General features: G+C 68.9%; 14 protein-coding genes. 9 read left to right on the top strand and 5 right to left on the bottom strand.

Annotated features, from left to right (window positions below):
• Complete coding sequence (locus ACPCUW_RS18440; RefSeq protein WP_030513048.1) at positions 1–1,233, bottom strand: acyl-CoA dehydrogenase family protein; 1,233 nt, start codon at positions 1,231–1,233, stop codon at positions 1–3.
• Between the two features lie 194 nt (positions 1,234–1,427).
• Between ACPCUW_RS18440 and ACPCUW_RS18435 the strand changes: the two genes are divergently transcribed.
• Positions 1,428–1,865: a hypothetical protein gene (locus tag ACPCUW_RS18435; protein WP_423426104.1), complete on the top strand. Its 438-nt coding sequence runs from the start codon at positions 1,428–1,430 to the stop codon at positions 1,863–1,865.
• Positions 1,866–1,952: 87 nt separating this feature from the next.
• Complete coding sequence (smc, locus tag ACPCUW_RS18430; RefSeq protein ID WP_423426102.1) at positions 1,953–5,561, top strand: chromosome segregation protein SMC; 3,609 nt, start codon at positions 1,953–1,955, stop codon at positions 5,559–5,561.
• On the opposite strand, the gene ACPCUW_RS18425 is transcribed toward smc, so the two are convergent.
• A complete protein-coding gene (locus ACPCUW_RS18425) occupies positions 5,558–6,460 on the bottom strand; it encodes an NmrA family NAD(P)-binding protein (RefSeq protein ID WP_423426100.1) in 903 nt (300 codons plus the stop codon). The two genes, smc and ACPCUW_RS18425, sit on opposite strands and share 4 nt — an antisense overlap.
• Before the next feature lie 86 nt (positions 6,461–6,546).
• Here ACPCUW_RS18425 and ACPCUW_RS18420 point away from each other — a divergent pair, with 86 nt between their 5' ends.
• Positions 6,547–7,359: a TetR/AcrR family transcriptional regulator gene (locus tag ACPCUW_RS18420; RefSeq protein WP_423426098.1), complete on the top strand. Its 813-nt coding sequence runs from the start codon at positions 6,547–6,549 to the stop codon at positions 7,357–7,359.
• A 46-nt stretch (positions 7,360–7,405) separates the two neighbouring features.
• On the opposite strand, the gene ACPCUW_RS18415 is transcribed toward ACPCUW_RS18420, so the two are convergent.
• Positions 7,406–7,606 (bottom strand): hypothetical protein, encoded by a 201-nt coding sequence (locus tag ACPCUW_RS18415; protein WP_423426096.1) that lies wholly within the window; start codon positions 7,604–7,606, stop codon positions 7,406–7,408.
• A gap of 118 nt (positions 7,607–7,724) precedes the next feature.
• Positions 7,725–8,114 carry a DUF2237 family protein gene (locus tag ACPCUW_RS18410; RefSeq protein WP_030513055.1) on the bottom strand — a complete coding sequence of 130 codons (390 nt, stop codon included), beginning with the start codon at positions 8,112–8,114 and terminating at the stop codon, positions 7,725–7,727.
• Positions 8,115–8,340: 226 nt separating this feature from the next.
• On the opposite strand from ACPCUW_RS18410, the gene ftsY reads away from it, so the two are divergent.
• The 6 genes from ftsY (at position 8,341) to ffh (ending at position 16,643) form a co-directional block, all read left to right on the top strand.
• Positions 8,341–9,933 (top strand): signal recognition particle-docking protein FtsY, encoded by a 1,593-nt coding sequence (gene ftsY, locus ACPCUW_RS18405; protein ID WP_423426094.1) that lies wholly within the window; start codon positions 8,341–8,343, stop codon positions 9,931–9,933.
• A gap of 204 nt (positions 9,934–10,137) precedes the next feature.
• Positions 10,138–11,547 carry an ammonium transporter gene (locus tag ACPCUW_RS18400; RefSeq protein ID WP_030513057.1) on the top strand — a complete coding sequence of 470 codons (1,410 nt, stop codon included), beginning with the start codon at positions 10,138–10,140 and terminating at the stop codon, positions 11,545–11,547.
• Positions 11,548–11,551: 4 nt separating this feature from the next.
• Positions 11,552–11,890 (top strand): P-II family nitrogen regulator, encoded by a 339-nt coding sequence (locus ACPCUW_RS18395; protein ID WP_030513058.1) that lies wholly within the window; start codon positions 11,552–11,554, stop codon positions 11,888–11,890.
• Positions 11,891–11,972: 82 nt separating this feature from the next.
• The gene (locus ACPCUW_RS18390; protein ID WP_423426092.1) at positions 11,973–14,411 is read left to right on the top strand and encodes a [protein-PII] uridylyltransferase; all 2,439 of its coding nucleotides are present in this window, start codon (positions 11,973–11,975) and stop codon (positions 14,409–14,411) included.
• A 205-nt stretch (positions 14,412–14,616) separates the two neighbouring features.
• Complete coding sequence (locus ACPCUW_RS18385) at positions 14,617–14,928, top strand: hypothetical protein (protein WP_063018393.1); 312 nt, start codon at positions 14,617–14,619, stop codon at positions 14,926–14,928.
• Between the two features lie 131 nt (positions 14,929–15,059).
• Complete coding sequence (gene ffh, locus ACPCUW_RS18380) at positions 15,060–16,643, top strand: signal recognition particle protein (protein ID WP_030513061.1); 1,584 nt, start codon at positions 15,060–15,062, stop codon at positions 16,641–16,643.
• A gap of 53 nt (positions 16,644–16,696) precedes the next feature.
• Here ffh and ACPCUW_RS18375 read toward each other — a convergent pair whose 3' ends face one another.
• Entirely contained in the window at positions 16,697–17,566 is an 870-nt protein-coding gene (locus tag ACPCUW_RS18375) for an alpha/beta fold hydrolase (protein WP_064908123.1), read from the bottom strand.
• Positions 17,567–17,602 lie beyond the last annotated feature (36 nt).

Here is a 17,602-nt window from a genome sequence, read left to right as displayed (position 1 = left end):
TCACAGTCCCAGGGTTGCCTTGGCGATGATGTTGCGCTGAATCTCGTTGCTGCCCGCGTAGATCGAGCCCGCGCGGTCGTTGAAGTACCGCAGCGGCGCGACGGCCTGCCACGGTTCGCCGCTGAGATATCCGTCGGCGGGAGCGACGAAGTCGGCGACCGGACCGCCCGGCATGGCCGCGTGCGGCTGATAGGCGCGCCCGCGCGGACCGGCGGCCTCGAGGGCCAATTCGGTGAGCCGCTGGCTCAGTTCGGTGCCCAGGATCTTGATCGTGGAGGCGGCCGGGCCCGGATCCTTACCCCGCGAAATCGCCGACATCGTGCGGTATTCCAGGATCTCCAGCACGTCGGCGCGGATGCGCGCGTCGGCCAGTTTCGCCGCGAAGGCCGGTTCGTCGAGCAGACTGCCGCCGGCGAAGCCGGGCTGTCCGGCGGCGTGCTCGGCCAGCGATTCGGCCAGCACCTGCAGCGCCGGGCCGTAGGCCGAACCGCCGCGCTCGAAGTTCAGCAGGTGTTTGGCGACCGTCCAGCCCTCGTCGATGCGGCCGATGACGTTGGTCTTCGACACCCGCACCTGATCGAAGAACACCTGGTTCTGGACCTGTTCGCCCGAGGTCATGACCAGCGGCCGGATCTCGATGCCGGGGGTGTCCATCGGGATCAGCACGAAAGTGATGCCCTGCTGTTTGCGTTCCAGTTTCGAAGTGCGGACCAGGGCGAAGATCCAGTTCGCCTCGGTGGCGTGCGTCGTCCAGATCTTGGAACCGGTGCACACCAGATCGTCGCCGTCGGACACCGCGGCCATGGTCAGCGAGGCCAGATCGGAACCGGCCTCCGGCTCGGAATAGCCCTGGCAGAAGAAGACTTCGCCGGTGAGGATGCGCGGCAGGAAGTAGTCCTTCTGTTCGGGGGTGCCGAAGGCGATGATCGCGTGCGCGACCATCCGGATGCCCATGGGCGAGAGCGCGGGTGCGCCCGCGAGGGTGGATTCACGATCGAAGATGTAGTGCTGCGTCATGCTCCAGTCACAGCCGCCGTGGGCGACCGGCCAGGCCGGCGCGGCCCAGCCACGGGCGTGCAGGATGTGCTGCCACTGCATGCTGGCCTCGTGATCCGGGTACACGCTGGTGGCGAGCTGACCGGCGCGACGTAGTTCCGGGGTCAAATTCTCGTCCAGGAAGCGCCGCACCTCGTCGCGAAACGCCAGATCGGTGGGCGACCAGTCCAGATTCACGAAGAACTCCTTGTGCGATAAACGGGCCTCTACCTTCTCATTTACTTCGGGTCGAGCGCAAATGGTCGTTAACTTATTGCGTTGCGGGCGGTGTGCCGGGGCTGTGGCGGGCTGGTGGGCGACGGCGTGTCGGAACGCGAAACCCGTGCCGGGACTTGCGATCTTGCGCATGGTGTGAGGAAAGATGTGGGTTCATGTACGCATCTCGAGTACTTCGTCTGTTCGTGCGCGCCGTTCCGGCCGTGCTCGTCACGCTGATCGCCGCGGCCACCTTCGCGGTCGCCGGTGGCGTCGCCTCCGCTCAGCCGCTGCCGGGCGTGCCCGCGCTGCCCGGCGCCGTCACCCGCCTGGCGATCGCCCCCGGCCAGAACAGCACCGGCGGCAGCGGCACCGTGGCCGAGGGCAAGTTGGACAACTACTCCATCGCGTCCGCGCAGGGGCAGAAGCTGATCTTCGACGTCACCTCGAACAACGGCAACGCCCGGGTGACCGTCGGCCCGCTGGTCGGCCCGATGGCCGCCACCGAGGTTCCGCACGCCGAGATCGTCGCCGACGGCCTCGACTACCAGATCACCGTCACCTCCGCCGACGGCTCGCCCAGCGACTACACGCTGACCGTCACCGCTGCCTGATCCGGCCCCGATTCGACGGATGCCGGGCGAACACGTTCGCCCGGCATCCGTCCGGCAACGAGGCCCGACCGGGTAGCCTGACCGACTGTGCACCTGAAGAGTCTGACGCTGAAGGGATTCAAATCCTTCGCGTCCGCGACGACGCTGCGGCTCGAGCCCGGCATCACCTGTGTGGTGGGGCCGAACGGGTCCGGTAAATCGAACGTCGTCGACGCGCTGACCTGGGTGATGGGGGAGCAGGGCGCCAAGGCGCTGCGGGGCGGCAAGATGCAGGACGTCATCTTCGCCGGGACCGCCGGACGGGCGCCGCTGGGCCGCGCCGAAGTCACGCTGACCATCGACAATTCCGACGGCGCACTGCCCATCGACTACTCCGAGGTCTCGATCACCCGCCGGATGTTCCGCGACGGCGCCGGTGAATACGAGATCAACGGCAACTCCTGCCGGCTGATGGATGTCCAGGAACTGCTCTCGGACTCCGGCATCGGCCGGGAAATGCACGTCATCGTCGGCCAGGGCCAGCTGTCGGCGATTCTGGAATCGCGCCCCGAGGACCGCCGCGCCTTCATCGAAGAGGCCGCGGGCGTGCTCAAGCACCGCAAGCGCAAAGAGAAGGCGGTGCGCAAACTCGATGCGATGCAGGCCAATCTGGCTCGTCTGACCGACCTCACCACCGAACTGCGCCGTCAGCTCAAACCGCTGGGCCGCCAGGCCGAGGTGGCCCGGCGCGCGGCCACCGTCCAGGCCGAATTGCGCGATGCCCGGCTACGACTGGCCGCCGACGATCTGGTGGCGCGCCGGCGTGAACTGGAAAGTCAGCAGAGCAAGGAAGCATTCGCCCGCGAACAGCAGATCAACGTGCAGGCGGAACTGGATGCCGCCAATGCCGCGCTGGCGCAGCAGGAATTCCAGCTCTCGCGGCTCACTCCTGGCGCCGAGGCGGCCGCGCAGACCTGGTTCCAGCTCTCGGCGCTGGTGGAGCGGGTCAACGCGACCATCCGGATCGCCCGGGACCGGGCTCGCAACCTCACCATCGAACAGCCCACCGGGACCGGCCGCGATCCGGAACAGCTCGAGGCCGAGGCGGATCGGGTGCAGGCCGAGGAGGCCGAACTGCTCGAGGCGGTCGAGGTGGCCACGGCGACCCTGGAGGCCGCTCGCGATCAGTTGCTCGATCGTGAGCAGGCCGCCAAGGCCGCCGAACAGGCCCACCTGGCCGCGGTGCGCGCCATCGCCGATCGGCGTGAGGGCCTGGCCCGCCTTGCCGGTCAGGTGGATACGCTGCGCCACCGCGCCCAATCGGCCGACGGCGATATCGCCCGGCTGTCGGAGTCGCTGGCCGCCGCCCGGCAGCGCGGGGATGCCGCCGAGGCCGAATTCGAGGCCGTGCAAACCGAATTGAGCGAACTCGACGCCGGTGAGGAAGGGCTCGACGCCGCCTACGAACACGCCGCCCAGGCGCTGGAACTGGCCGATGCGCGGGTTACCGAACTGCGCGAACGCGACCGCGAGGCCGGGAAGAAGGTCGCCTCGCTGACCGCCCGCATCGAGGCGCTGACCATGGGCCTGGCCCGCAAGGACGGCGGCGCCTGGCTGCTGGACAACCGCGCCGACGGTTTGCAGGGCCGGCTGTCGGCGATGGTGCGGGTGCACAGCGGATTCGAGGCCGCCGTGGCCGCCGCGCTCGGGCCGCTGGCCGACGCTATCGCCGCCGACGCGCACCCCACCGCGCAGGCGGCGGTGCGGGCGCTGAAGGAGGCCGACGGTGGCCGCGCGGCCGTCGTCTACGGCGGTGCGGCGCAACCCGGTGGCGAGATCGGTGATCTGCCCGCGGGAGTGCGCCCGCTCGTCGAGGTGGTCGATTGTCCCGACCGGCTGCGGGGTGCGGTCGGGGCCCTCACCGCCGGCACCGTGGTCGTCGACGATCTGGCGCAGGCGGTCGAAGTCCTCTCCGCCCGGCCGGAATTGCGGGTGGTGACCCGCGACGGGGATCTGAGCGGTTCGGGCTGGGTGCTCGGCGGCTCGGACCGCGCGCCGAGCCAGATCGAGGTGCAGGCCGAGATCGATGCCGCCGCGGCCGAACTGGTGTCGTGGCAGCGGCAGGCCGAGGAGGTCGAGGCCGCGCTGTCGGGTGCGCTGGCCGAGCAGAGCGATCGCAAACAGGCCGTCGACCAGGCTTTGCTGGCCTTGCACGAATCCGATCAGGCGTTGGTCGCGATCTACGACCGGCTGGGTCGCCTCGGCGCGACGGCGCGCAGCGCCCAGTCCGAATACGAGCGGCTGCTGACCCAGCGCGCCGAGGCCGAAACCGCGCGCGACCAGAATCTGACGGCCCTGGCCGAACTCGAGGGCCGGCTGCGTCATGCCGAATCCGAACAGTCCGATCTGGATTCCGATGCCGACGCGGGCACCGACACCGCCGGGCAGGAGCGTGAACAGGCCGCCGCGGCGCTGGCCGAGGCCCGTGCCATGGAGGTGGAGGCCCGGCTGTCGGTGCGCACCGCCGAGGAGCGCGCGGAATCGGTACGGGGCAAAGCGGATTCGCTGCGGCGTGCGGCCCGCGCCGAACGTGAGACCCGCGCCCGGGCCGAACGAGCCCAGGCCGCCCGCCGCCGTGCCGCCGAGGTGGCGGCGGTGGTCGCCGAATCGGCCGAGCGGATCGCCGCGGAGCTGGAAACCGTGGTGGGCGAGGCGGCCGCGCGGCGCGACGAGCTGGTTCGCCGGCGCACCGAATGCGCCGGGCAGGTGGATCAGATCAAGGAGCGGGTGCGGGCGCTGAGCACGCAACTGACGCAGCTGACCGATGCCGTGCATCGCGACGAGGTGGCGCGGGCCCAATCCGCGCTGCGCATCGAACAATTGGAGACCACCATCGCCGAGCAGTTCGGCATCGCGCTGGACGAACTCGTCGCCGAATACGGTCCGCATGTGCCGATGCCGCCGACCGCACTGGAGATGCAGGAGTACGAGCAGGCCCGCGAGCGCGGCGACCAGGTGAGCGCGCCGCAGGAAATGCCCTACGACCGCGCGACCCAGGAGCGCCGCGTCAAACGCGCCGAGAAGGATCTCGCCACCCTCGGCAAGGTGAATCCGCTGGCGCTGGAGGAGTTCGCGGCGCTGGAGGAGCGCTACAACTTCCTGTCGACCCAGCTCGAGGACGTCAAGAAGGCCCGCCAGGACCTGCTCGATGTGGTGGCCGAGGTCGACGCCCGCATCCTGCAGGTGTTCACCGAGGCCTACGAGGACGTGGAACGCGAATTCGTGCAGGTGTTCGGCCGCCTCTTCCCCGGCGGCGAGGGACGGCTGCTGCTGACCGACCCCAGCGATATGCTCACCACCGGCATCGAGGTGGAGGCCCGGCCGCCGGGCAAGAAGGTCAAGCGGCTCTCACTGCTGTCCGGTGGCGAGAAATCCCTTGCCGCCGTGGCGTTTCTGGTGTCGATCTTCCGGGCCCGGCCGTCGCCGTTCTACGTGATGGACGAGGTCGAGGCGGCGCTGGACGACACCAACCTGCGCCGCCTCATCGGCCTGTTCGAACAGCTGCGGGAGAAGTCGCAGCTGATCGTCATCACCCACCAGAAGCCGACTATGGAAATCGCCGACGCGCTGTACGGGGTGAGCATGCGTGGCGACGGCATCACCCAGGTCATCTCGCAGCGGATGCGCGGGGAAAATCTGGTCGGCGCGACGACCTAGTCGCCCGCCGCGAACCGGGATTTCAGGACCGCGGCGCCGGTGCCGGCCAGCCACGTTTCCAGGCTCTGCAGGCCGGGGTGGATCGAGCGGATCTGCTCGATATCGGCATGCCAGCCGTGGCCCTGATGGGCCAGGCGCCAGGTGTTGCCGATCTGTTCACCCAGTGCGTCGGCTTCCGCCTCGGTGATTTCGCGATACCGCACCGGATATCCGGTCGCGCGGGAGATCAGTTCCGCGGCGGCAGTGGGGGCCACGGCGTCGCCGGCGAGTTCGAGTGTCCGGCCGGAGAATCGTTCGGGGTCGGCGAAGGCCAGCGCGGCCACCGCGGCGATATCGTCGACCGCGATCATCTGGGCCGGTCGATCGGCTGGAAACAGGTGGACGTTCACCCCGTCTACGAAGCCGTCGAGCGGCATACCCTGCGCCAGGTAGTTCTCCATGAACCGGACCGGGCGCAGCACGGTGTAGCGCATGCCGCTGTCGGCCAGTGCCTGCTCGATCTGCCGCTTTCCGGAACTGCCCCAGGAGGTCTCGTTGTCGAAGGAGGCCACGCCGGTGAACACGATGTGGTCGGTTCCGGCGTGCCGGGCGGCATCGATCACGGCGGCGCCGCGGGTCGCCTCCAGGTCGACATCCCAGCCGTCGGGCCCGAAGGCCGCCGGTGGCACGAGGAAGACGCCGCGAGTTCCGGCCACCGCCGCGGTGAGGGTGGCCGGGGCGTCGAAGTCGCCGACGGCCACCTGCGCGCCCAGTGCGGCGAGTTCGCGCGCTCCGGCGGCGGCCGGATCGCGGACCAGGATGCGGACCCCGACGTTGCGGGCGAGTAACGCGCGGGCTGTCGCGCCGCCCTGTTTGCCGGTCGCGCCGGTGACGAGAACGAGGTTGTCGTGGACGGTCATGTCGGAGGAACCTTTCGATAGAATCGGGTCGGTCGACCCGTATTCGCACGATAGGAACAGCGTTGTCGTCTCCGCCATCCGCAGATGTGGGGTTTCGTTACGACCTGCGCGCCCCGGCGCCAGGAGTGCCGGGGACCCGAATCGACGCTCGCCGCAACCGCGCTCGCGTCCTCGCCGCCGCGCAACGAGCCTTCGCCGAATCCGGAACGTCGGTGTCGCTGGCCGAGATCGCCCGCCGCGCGGGGGTGGGGGCCGGGACCGTGCATCGCCATTTCCCGACCAAGACCGACCTGCTCGAGGCGGTGCTACAGCAACGGATCGATCGGCTCACCGCCCGGGCGCTGGCACTGCGCGACGATCCGGATCCCGCGGCGGCCTTCCTGGGATTCTGCGCCGAGGTCGTCACCCGCACTCCGGGCAACAAGGCGATGTGCGATCTGCTCGACGCCGACGACGGCTGGCCGCGGACGCTGCTGCGGGATGCGGGGGAGCGATTTCACCTGGCTCTCGGGCAGCTGCTGGAGGCGGCCCGGCGCTCGGGTGGGGTACGTGCCGACCTGACTCTCGCCGACGTGCTGGCCATCTTCACCGGATGTGTTGCCATGCAACGCGTTTCGAACACGCGGGACGAACTGTCCCGCCCCGCCGCCATGCTGCTGGCGGCGATGCGCACCGAACCGGCCGTAACGAAACCGGAAAACTCTTCACTCGGGCGTAACGAAACAGTGGCGGACACCGCGAATCGTGACGGCCGCAGTTGTCCGATCTGCGGGGCGGAAGTGGCGCACGCGGAGACCGGACGTCCCGCCCGGTACTGCTCGTCCGCGTGCCGGCAGAAGGCCCACCGGCTGCGCCGGGCGGCGCGCGTGGCGGGAAGTAATTCTCCAGCTGCCGAGTGATCCACGGCCTTGTGGATTCGTCCATTCCCCGAAGGAGAACCGGCCCTTACGCCTCACTGCCCGGAATGTCGTGTGCCGTGCGCCGAGTGGACGACAGCCCGTCGAACACTATGGCGAGCACTCGGTCCACCGCTGCCGGATAGGACTCGCCGGGCTGGGCGTAGACCTGCAGGGTCATGATGAGACCGACGCATCGAGGGGTTCGATTCGCTTCGGCGCTGATGGTGCCGGGATCGCGTCCGGCCATCGGGCTGCGCAATACCGCGGTCCGCCTGTTCGCGGCCGCCTGACCATCGCGCCGTGCGCCGAACCTCTCGGTCGCCGGGAGCGCGATGCTCAGGCTCGATCGACGGGCCGGTGAGCGATCACAGCAGATCGCTGACGTCGTCGGGGACGTCGACGGCGTATTTGCGCAAGGTTTCCATCGGCACGACCTCGAGCGCGTTCTCGTGGGTCGCGGCCAGAACGACCGGCGCGGCCACCCCGTCCTCGTGGGCGTGCAGCCACCGGACCGCGACCACACACCAGCGGTCGCCGGGTTGCAGTCCGGGGAAGTTGTTCTCCGGACGTGGGGTGAGCAGATCGTTGCCGATCGATTTCTGATGCTCCAGGAACTCCTGGGTCACGACGGTGCAGACGGTGTGGCTACCCAGATCCTCGGGGCCGGTGCTACAGCAGCCGTCCCGGTAGAAGCCGGTGAGAGGATCGGTGCCACACTCCTCCAGCGGTCCCCCAAGCACATTTCGATCGGTCACGAGCCGATCCTATTGTCTCTGTGTCGGATTCGCCGCGCCTTGGGCGGTTGGTATCCGGACGGTTGCCGGTGATGCGTGGCCGGACGCCCTATCGTCCGACGTCGTCGGCGTGTCGGGGGTTCGCGGATCGTTGCGCGGAGAGTGACGAATCACCCGTACCGCCGCGGGCGCAACACCTGCCTGCCGCCACGCGGGGGCGTTCGCGGGTTCTGACAGGATGGGAGCCGTGACTGCGCAAGCCTGGATTCTGATCGCCGCGATCGTCGCCGTACTACTGGTGGCGTTCGTTGCCGGATTCGTCCTGTACAAGCGCCGCCGAGTGAGCATCACCCCGGCGGAGGAACCGGACAAGCAGCTGACCGACCGGTCGGGTGGCTATACCGCAGCCGGTGGCTTCAACTTCAGTCAGAGCGGCGCGGGCTCGGGCACACTGACGCCACCGCGCCCCGAACCGGTCCCGATCGAACGCACCGACGACGAAGGTCAGCCGCATGTCGGCGACGACGCCGCCATCCCGCGCGACTCGGTGCGCCGGACCATCACCGACGTGCGGTTGCCCGAACCGGAGACCCTCGCCGACCGCCCGGCGGACGGCGCGAGCGCGACCGCGCCGACCGTCGAGCCGGAGACGACGGAAACACCCGGCGACGGCGTGGCCGCGCCCGAAGCGCCGGCCGAGGCGGCCCCGGTGGAAGCCCCGGCCGAAGCTCCCGCCGCGCCGCCCTCGACCGACGGCGCCGCCACGATCGCGCCCGCCCCCGTCGAGCCGCCCGAGGCCGCTCCGGCGGATTCGGCCCCGACCGCACCCGTCCCGACCGCACCCGCCCCGACCGCGCCGACGCCCACCGCACCGACACCCACGGCCCCGGTGCCCGAGCCCGCCGCGGTCGAGGAGATCGAACCCACCGCCGGGCGCCTCACCCGCCTGCGTGGGCGGCTGTCACGGTCGCAGAACGCGGTCGGCAAGAGTCTGCTCGGTCTGCTCGGCGGTGGCGACCTCGACGAGGACTCGTGGGAAGAGATCGAGGACACCCTGGTCATGGCCGACCTCGGCACCTCGGTCACGACGACCGTGGTCGAGCGACTGCGCGAGGAGTTGGCCGCGCGCAGCGTGCGCACCTCCGAACAGGCCCGGCAGGTGCTGCGGGATGTGCTGATCGAGGCCCTGCGCCCGGACCTGGATCGTTCGATCCGGGCGCTGCCGCATGCCGACCACCCGTCGATTCTGCTGGTCGTCGGCGTGAACGGCACCGGTAAGACCACCACCACCGGCAAATTGGCGCGCGTGCTCGTCGCCGACGGCCGCCGCGTGCTGCTCGGCGCCGCCGACACCTTCCGCGCCGCCGCCGCCGACCAGCTCCAGACCTGGGGCGAACGCGTCGGCGCCGACACCGTGCGCGGCCGCGAGGGCGCGGATCCGGCATCGGTGGCCTTCGACGCGGTCAGCGCCGGCATCGAGGAGGGAGTCGACGCGGTCCTGGTCGACACCGCGGGCCGGCTGCACACCAAGACCGGTCTGATGGACGAGCTGGGCAAGGTCAAGCGCGTGGTGGAGAAGAAGGCCGCCGTCGACGAGGTCCTGCTCGTGCTCGACGCGACCGTCGGGCAGAACGGGCTCACCCAGGCCCGGGTCTTCGCGGAGGTCGTCGACATCACCGGCGTGGTGCTCACCAAACTCGACGGCACCGCCAAGGGCGGCATCGTCTTCCAGGTGCAGCACGAGCTCGGTGTGCCGGTGAAACTGGTCGGCCTCGGCGAGGGCGCCGACGATCTGGCCCCCTTCGAACCGTCCGCATTCGTCGACGCCCTCCTCGGGTAGCGGCGAGAAGCAAAACGGCAGTTCCTCCTCATTTCGACACGGTCCTCACGGTGCGCCGACATGCGCTGTGTGCGCGCCGAAACCTGGTAGCAACACGGGAAGCTGATCCGTTCACGCATGCGAAACATCGCGGCGGCACGGATGAAACACCCGATCGCGACCCTTCTGTGCAGGCTCGTTTGCCGCAGTTCGGCCGGGCCCGAGATGAGGAGGAACAAGGTGGCGTATCCCTTGCTCGGTGTGCCCGACACCGGCGACACCGCGTGGATGCTGGCGAGCTCCGCGCTCGTTTTGTTGATGACCCCGGGACTGGCGTTCTTCTACGGCGGCATGGTCCGGTCGAAGAACGTGCTCAACATGATCATGATGAGCATCAGCGCGATGGGCATAGTCGGCGTGCTGTGGTCGCTCTACGGCTTTTCCGAGGCATTCGGTGACAACAAACTAGGCCTGATCGGCAACCCTGCCCAGTTCTTCGGGCTCAAGGGCCTGATCGGCACCAACGCCGTCAAGGCCAGCCCGGCCGACCCGTCGACCGGTGCGTCCGCGGTGGATCAGGTGAACATTCCGCTGGCCGGCACCATCCCGATGACGGTGTTCGTGGCCTTCCAGCTGATGTTCGCCATCATCACCGTGGCCCTGATCTCGGGTGCGGTCGCCGACCGCATGAAGTTCCGCGCGTGGGTGGTCTTCGCGATCGCGTGGTCGACCATCGTCTACTTCCCGGTCGCGCACTGGGTCTTCGACTTCGACGTCAAGGACGCCGCGGGCAACATCGTCCACCACGGCGGCTGGATCGCGAACAAGCTGCAGGCCATCGACTTCGCCGGTGGTACAGCGGTGCACATCAACGCCGGTGCCGCGGGCCTGGCGCTGTGCCTGGTGCTCGGCAAGCGCAAGGGCTGGCCGAAGACGCCGATGCGCCCGCACAACCTGCCCTTCGTCATGCTCGGCGCCGGTCTGCTGTGGTTCGGCTGGTTCGGCTTCAACGCCGGTTCCTCGGTGAGCTCCAACGGCCTGGCCGGTTCCACCTTCCTGACCACCACCTTCGCCACCTGCGCCGCGATGCTCGGCTGGCTGGTCGTGGAGAAGTTCCGCGACGGCAAGCCCACCAGCCTCGGCGCCGCCTCGGGCATCGTCGCGGGTCTGGTCGCGATCACCCCGTCCTGCTCGTCTGTGAACGTGTTGGGCGCGCTGGTGATCGGCGCGGTGGCCGGTGTGCTGTGCGCGCTGGCGGTCGGCCTGAAGTTCAAGCTCGGCTTCGACGACTCGCTCGACGTGGTCGGTGTGCACCTGGTCGGCGGTGTGGTCGGTACGCTGCTGATCGGTCTGTTCCTCGCCCCGGAATCGGGCGCGGCCTCCGGCGGCGCGAAGGGCTTGTTCTACGGCGGTGGTTTCGACCAGCTCGGCAAGCAGGCCGTCGGTGCCTTCACCGTGCTGGCGTTCTCCTTCGTCGTCTCGCTGATTCTGGGTCTGATCATCAAGTACACGATCGGCATTCGTGCTTCCGAGGAAGACGAGTTCAAGGGTATGGACGAGTCGGAGCACGCGGAGACGTCATACGATTTCGCTGCTGTGGGTGGCACGGCACGTACCGCCGTCAAGGAGGCATGACGCAATGAAACTGATCACTGCAATCGTCAAACCGTTCACACTCGAGGACGTCAAGTCCGGGCTCGAGCAGGCCGGTGTGCTGGGAATGACGGTCAGCGAAGTCCAGGGGTACGGCCGCCAGAAGGGGCACACCGAGGTTTACCGCGGCGCGGAGTACTCGGTCGATTTCGTGCCGAAGGTCCGGGTCGAGGTCGTCGTGGACGACGCCTCGGTCGAGAAGGTCGTCGAGGTGATCGTCGAGGCCGCGCGCACCGGAAAGATCGGTGACGGCAAGGTCTGGGTGACCCCCGTCGAATCGGTGATCCGGGTCCGAACCGGTGAACGCGGTGCCGACGCACTATAGGAGATGAACGATTCGGGCAGCCCCGCTCCCTGGCACCGGCCGGGGACGGGGCTGCCCGCATGAACGGGTGGTGGTTGCGGGTATGAGTGCAGACGAATTGTCCCAGGGCGCCAAGGATCTGGTGGCCGCACGAGATCAACTGCTCGACGGTGGTGATGCCCGGCGGCCCAGGCTGAGCGCCGAGGCGCTGCGGCAGGCGCTGGTCGACCTGCACGAGCTGTGGTTGACCACGAAGGGCGCGGAGCTGGGCATCACCGCCGACAGCGGGCTGGCCGTGGTGGCGGTCGGCGGACTGGGACGGCGCGAGATGCTGCCGTATTCCGATCTGGATCTGATGCTGCTGCACGACGACGTGGACCCGGCGCGGGTCGCCGAGGTGGCCGACCGGCTCTGGTATCCGCTGTGGGACGCCCACATCAAGCTCGACCACAGCGTGCGGACCGTGCCGCAGGCGCTGCGGGTGGCCGCCGACGATCTCACCGCCGCGCTGGGCATGCTCGATGCCCGCCACATCGTCGGCGACGCGGAGTTGAGCAATCTGCTCATCGGTGGCGTGCGCCGCGAATGGCGGACCGGAATCCGTTCCCGCTTCGGCGAATTGGTGGAACAGACGCAGGCGCGGTGGAAGCGCAACGGTGAGATCGCGCACCGGGCCGAACCGGACCTCAAGAACGGGCGCGGCGGTTTGCGCGATATCCAGCTGCTCGACGCGCTGGCCATCGCCCAGCTGACCGACGCCATGCCCGGCCTGGGACCCGACGTTCCCGGCGGTGGTCTCGAGGCCGCCCATCGCCGGTTGCTCGACGTGCGTACCGAACTGCACCGGGTGGCCGGGCGTTCCCGTGATCAGCTGCGCGCCCAGGACGCGGACGAAATCGGCGCCGCCCTGCGCATCGGCGATCGATTCGATCTGGCGCGCACGCTCAGCGATGCGGCGCGCACGGTCGTCTATTCGGTCGACGTCGGCCTGCGCACCGCGGCCAACGCGCTGCCGCGCCGCGGTCTGGCCCGATTGCGGCGCCTGCCCGTGCGCCGCCCGCTCGACGAGGGCGTGGTCGAACATGCCGGTGAGGTGGTGCTGGCCCGCGACGCCCGGCCGCAGCGCGATCCCGGCCTGATCCTGCGGGTCGCCGCCGCCTCGGCGCGCACCGGCCTGCCGATGTCGGCGACCACCCTCAACCGCCTCTCCGAGGATGCCCCCGAACTGCGCGAGCCGTGGCCGCGGGAGGCGCTCAACGATCTGCTGGTGCTGCTCGGCGCCGGCCGAGGCACCATCGACGCGGTCGAGGCCCTGGATCGAACCGGCTTGTGGGGCAGGCTGTTTCCGGAATGGGGGGCAGTGCGCGATCTGCCGCCCCGCGATGCCGTGCACACCTGGACCGTCGACCGCCACCTGGTCGAGACCGTCGCCTACGCCGGTGCGCTGAGCACCCGGGTCGCCCGGCCGGACCTGCTGCTGCTCGGAGCGTTGCTGCACGATATCGGCAAGGGCCGCACCGAGGATCACAGTGTGGTGGGTGCCGAACTGGCCGATCGGATCGGTCAGCGGCTGGGCCTGTGGCCCGACGATGTCCACAGCCTGGCGACGATCGTGCGGCATCATCTGCTGTTGCCGCAGACCGCGACCCGGCGCGATCTCGACGATCCGGCGACCGCCGCCGGCGTGGTGGAGGCGCTGGGCGGTGACCGGCAGTTGCTGGAGCTGCTGCACACCCTCGCCGAGGCCGATTCGCTGGCGACCGGCCCGGGCGTGTGGGGGGAGTGGAAGGCCTCCCTGATCGCGGAACTGGTGCGCCGCGGCCACGCCGCGATGGCGGGAGAGCCCGCACCACAACGGGTTTCGCCGACGCCGACGGTGGTCAACGCGGCTGTGCTGGACAGGGCCGCGGCCGGTGGTGTGCACGTGGAACTGACTCCCGGCGACGGACGCTACATTCACCACGTGACGGTCGTCGCCCCCGATACTCCCGGCCTGCTCTCGGAGGCGGCCGGGGTGCTCGCCCTGCATTCCCTGCGGGTGCTGTCCGCGACGCTGGCGGCCTCGGGTGACACCGCGATCGACACCTTCGTGGTGACACCGACCTTCGGCAATCCGCCCGACGCCGGACTGTTGCGCCAGGAGCTGATCCGCGCGATCAACGGCGATCTGAAGCTGGCCTCCGTGCTCGCGGACAAGGAGCGCGACGCGGCGGCTCGAACCAGTCCGTACGCCCAGGCCGAGCCGAGGGTGATCTGGATCGAGGTCGACCGGCCCGGTGAGGTGGTGCTCGAACTGCGTGCCGAGGACCGCATCGGCCTGCTCAGCCGGTTGGCCGCGGCATTGGCCGCTCAGGGCGCGGATGTGCGGTGGGCGAAGGCCGACACGATGGGCTCGGTGGTGGTCGACTCGTTCGGCCTCGGTCTGGGCGAGGACGACACCCCGCAGCGCCGCCGTGCCATCGAGGCGGCACTGCTGGGGGTCGTCCCGCATCAGGAGCCGAAGAAACCGAGCGAAACGGACACCGCCACGGGTGCCGGTTAGGTTTACCAACCTTCGCCCGGTTATCGGGGCAACCTGGTCGTTTGGTCCGTAACGCGGTAACCAGATCGTTGCGGCAACCTCTGCTGGATGTGATGTCCGCCACTCTACGATCTGGTGTAGATCGTGAAGTTGATCGTGATCGCAAGCTGTTCGAGCTGTTGCTGTACCTGTCCGGCGAGTTGGGTGCGTTGAGGGGAGCAGGTCGATGGCAAACGAAGTTGTGTCCTCATCCATGATCACCAGCGATTCGACCCACCACATCGCTCGCTGTGTCGGCGGCGACCACTGGGTGGTGTCCTGGCTTCCGGGCCGCACGCTGACCGGCGGGCAGGCGGTGGCGGCCATGAAGCTGGCCGGCGCGCTCGTCGACGGTGCACCCGGTGACGCCGACTGGGCGACCCTGGACGCCATGGCACTGCCACTGGGTCTGACCGGCCGCGAGGCCGTCTATCTGGTGGCCTACGAACAGCACGACTTCAGCCGGGCCCCGCGGCCGCGGCACAGCGCGCTGTCCTGACCGCAGGCCGGTGACGAGCCCGCCGCCCGGCCGGCGGCGGGGCTTCGACTAGGGCGAATCCACCGATCGCGGAGTTGCCCGTACCCTGGTAACCCGAGTGACGTCCCTCGACGAGACCAGGAGCGCGATCGGTGTTCGAATCCCTTTCCGACCGGTTGACCGGTGCCCTGAAGGATCTGCGTGGCAAGGGGCGTCTGTCACCGGCCGATATCGACGCGACCGCGCGCGAGATCCGGCTCGCCCTGCTCGAGGCGGACGTGGCGCTGCCGGTCGTGCGGGAGTTCATCGCCCGCGTCAAGGAACGCGCCAAGGGCGCCGAGGTGTCGGCCGCGCTGAACCCCGCGCAGCAGGTCGTGAAGATCGTCAACGAGGAATTGATCGGCATCCTCGGTGGCGAGACCCGGCGCCTGCAGTTCGCGAAGAACCCGCCCACGGTCGTCATGCTCGCCGGTCTGCAGGGTGCCGGTAAGACCACACTCGCGGGCAAGCTCGCGAAATGGCTGAAGGGCCAAGGGCATACGCCTTTGCTGGTGGCCTGTGACCTGCAGCGGCCGGGTGCCGTCACCCAGCTGCAGGTGGTCGGCGAACGAGCCGGTGTGCCGGTGTTCGCCCCGCATCCGGGCACCTCGATCGGTGGCGGCGACAACGCCCTGGGCGTCACCGCTGCCGACCCGATCCGCGTCGCCGAGGCCGGTGTCGAGGAAGCGAAGCAGAAGCACTACGACATCGTCATCGTCGACACCGCGGGCCGCCTCGGTATCGACGAGGAGTTGATGCGCCAGGCCGCCGGCATTCGCGACGCGGTGCATCCGGACGAGACGTTGTTCGTCCTCGACGCCATGATCGGCCAGGACGCGGTCAGCACGGCGGAGGCCTTCCGCGACGGTGTCGGTTTCACCGGTGTCGTGCTCACCAAGCTCGACGGTGACGCCCGCGGTGGCGCCGCGCTGTCGGTCCGCGAGGTCACCGGCGTCCCGATCCTGTTCGCCTCGACCGGTGAGAAGCTCGAGGACTTCGACGTCTTCCACCCCGACCGCATGTCGAGCCGCATTCTCGGCATGGGCGATCTGCTCACCCTGATCGAACAGGCCGAACAGGTCTACGACCAGCAGCAGGCCGAGGAGGCCGCCCGCAAGATCGGCTCCGGCGAGCTCACCCTCGAGGACTTCCTCGACCAGATGCTGGCCATCCGCAAGATGGGCCCGATCGGCAACCTGCTCGGCATGCTGCCGGGCGCCGGCCAGATGAAGGATGTGCTGGCCCAGGTCGACGACAAACAGCTCGACCGGGTGCAGGCCATCATCCGCGGTATGACCCCCGCCGAGCGGGCCAACCCCAAGATCATCAACGCCTCTCGCCGCCTGCGCATCGCCAACGGTTCCGGCGTCACCGTCTCCGACGTGAACCAGCTGGTCGACCGGTTCTTCGAAGCCCGCAAGATGATGGCCGCGATGGGCCGGCAGATGGGCCTGCCGGGGTCGCGGCGAAACGCCAAGGGCAAGAAGGGAAAGAAGGGCAAGAAGGGCGGACGCGGCCCGACTCCGCCGAAGGGCATGCGCGGAGGATTCCCGGGTATGCCGGGTATGCCGGGCGGAATGCCGGGGATGCCCGCCGCGGGGATGCCGGATCTGTCCAATATGCCCAAGGGGCTGGACGAACTGCCGCCGGGGCTGGAGGGTTTCGACCTGTCCAAGCTGAAGTTCCCCAAGAACTGAGCCCTATCGACCCGCTCCACTCGCCGCGGCGTGACGCCGCGGCGAGCCGGATGTCATAGTGCGCGCCGGAGGAAGTCGCGGATGTATGCCGCTATCTCGTCGCCGTGTGTCTCCAGTGCGAAATGTCCGGCGTCGAGCAGATGCAGCTCGGCATTCGGGAGATCACGCAGGTAGGCCTCTGCCCCGGCGGCACCGAACACCTCGTCGTTACGGCCCCAGGTGATGAGGGTCGGAGGCTGGTGGGTGCGGAAGTACTGCTGATAGGCGGGATACCCGTCCAGATTGAACTGGTAATCCCAGAACAACTGCAGCTGAATCGCGTCGTTGCCGGGCCGATCCAGCTTGGCCTGGTCGAGTTGCCAGGCTTCCGGAGCCAGCCGGTCCATCCGGTCGGCGGGTACGCCGTGGGTGTACTGCCATTGAGTCCACTTGGGCTCCAACAGTTCTCGGACCGCCGCTTCGTTGGCTGCCCGGTCCTTCGCATGGGCGAACAGGACATCCCAGAACGGGGTGAAGCCTTCGAGGTACGCGTTGCCGCTCTGCGAGATCAGCGCCGTCACCCGCTCTGGATTGCGGCTTGCGATCCGCAGCCCGATCGGGGCGCCGTAATCCTGGATGTAGAGCGAGAAGCGCCGCACGCCCAGCTGATCGAGTAGCTCTTCGGTGATGTCGGCGAGCTGGTCGAAGCTGTAGTCGAATTCGTCGACGCCCGGCGCGGCCGAGTTGCCGAACCCGATGAAGTCCGGCGCCACGAGGTGGAACTCGTCGGACAGCTCGGACATGAGGTGGCGGAACATGTGCGAGCTGGACGGGAAGCCGTGCAGCAGCACGAGGGTCGGACGGTCCGGATTTCCGGCTTCCCGATAGAACACCTCGAGTCCACGGACCGTGGTCGTGTGCTGTCGGGTGGCGAAGGCGGACATGGTGATTCCTTTCGATCGGAAGATCCGTCATCGGGA

The sequence above is a fragment of the Nocardia sp. AB354 genome (assembly GCF_049538315.1).
Classification (GTDB): Bacteria; Actinomycetota; Actinomycetes; order Mycobacteriales; family Mycobacteriaceae; genus Nocardia; species Nocardia nova.
Note: the sequence above shows the minus strand (reverse complement) of the source record. Positions and strands in the feature narration are given on the sequence as shown.

Bases quoted from the DNA above. Each gene is read 5' to 3' on its own strand.
- ACPCUW_RS18385 (WP_063018393.1), top strand. From the start codon at position 14,617: ATGGCAAACGAAGTTGTGTCCTCATCCATGATCACCAGCGATTCGACC.
- ACPCUW_RS18395 (WP_030513058.1), top strand. From the start codon at position 11,552: ATGAAACTGATCACTGCAATCGTCAAACCGTTCACACTCGAGGACGTC.
- ACPCUW_RS18415 (WP_423426096.1), bottom strand. From the start codon at position 7,606: ATGGCCGGACGCGATCCCGGCACCATCAGCGCCGAAGCGAATCGAACC.
- ACPCUW_RS18435 (WP_423426104.1), top strand. From the start codon at position 1,428: ATGTACGCATCTCGAGTACTTCGTCTGTTCGTGCGCGCCGTTCCGGCC.
- ACPCUW_RS18425 (WP_423426100.1), bottom strand. From the start codon at position 6,460: ATGACCGTCCACGACAACCTCGTTCTCGTCACCGGCGCGACCGGCAAA.
- ACPCUW_RS18375 (WP_064908123.1), bottom strand. From the start codon at position 17,566: ATGTCCGCCTTCGCCACCCGACAGCACACGACCACGGTCCGTGGACTC.
- ACPCUW_RS18390 (WP_423426092.1), top strand. From the start codon at position 11,973: ATGAGTGCAGACGAATTGTCCCAGGGCGCCAAGGATCTGGTGGCCGCA.
- ACPCUW_RS18400 (WP_030513057.1), top strand. From the start codon at position 10,138: ATGAGGAGGAACAAGGTGGCGTATCCCTTGCTCGGTGTGCCCGACACC.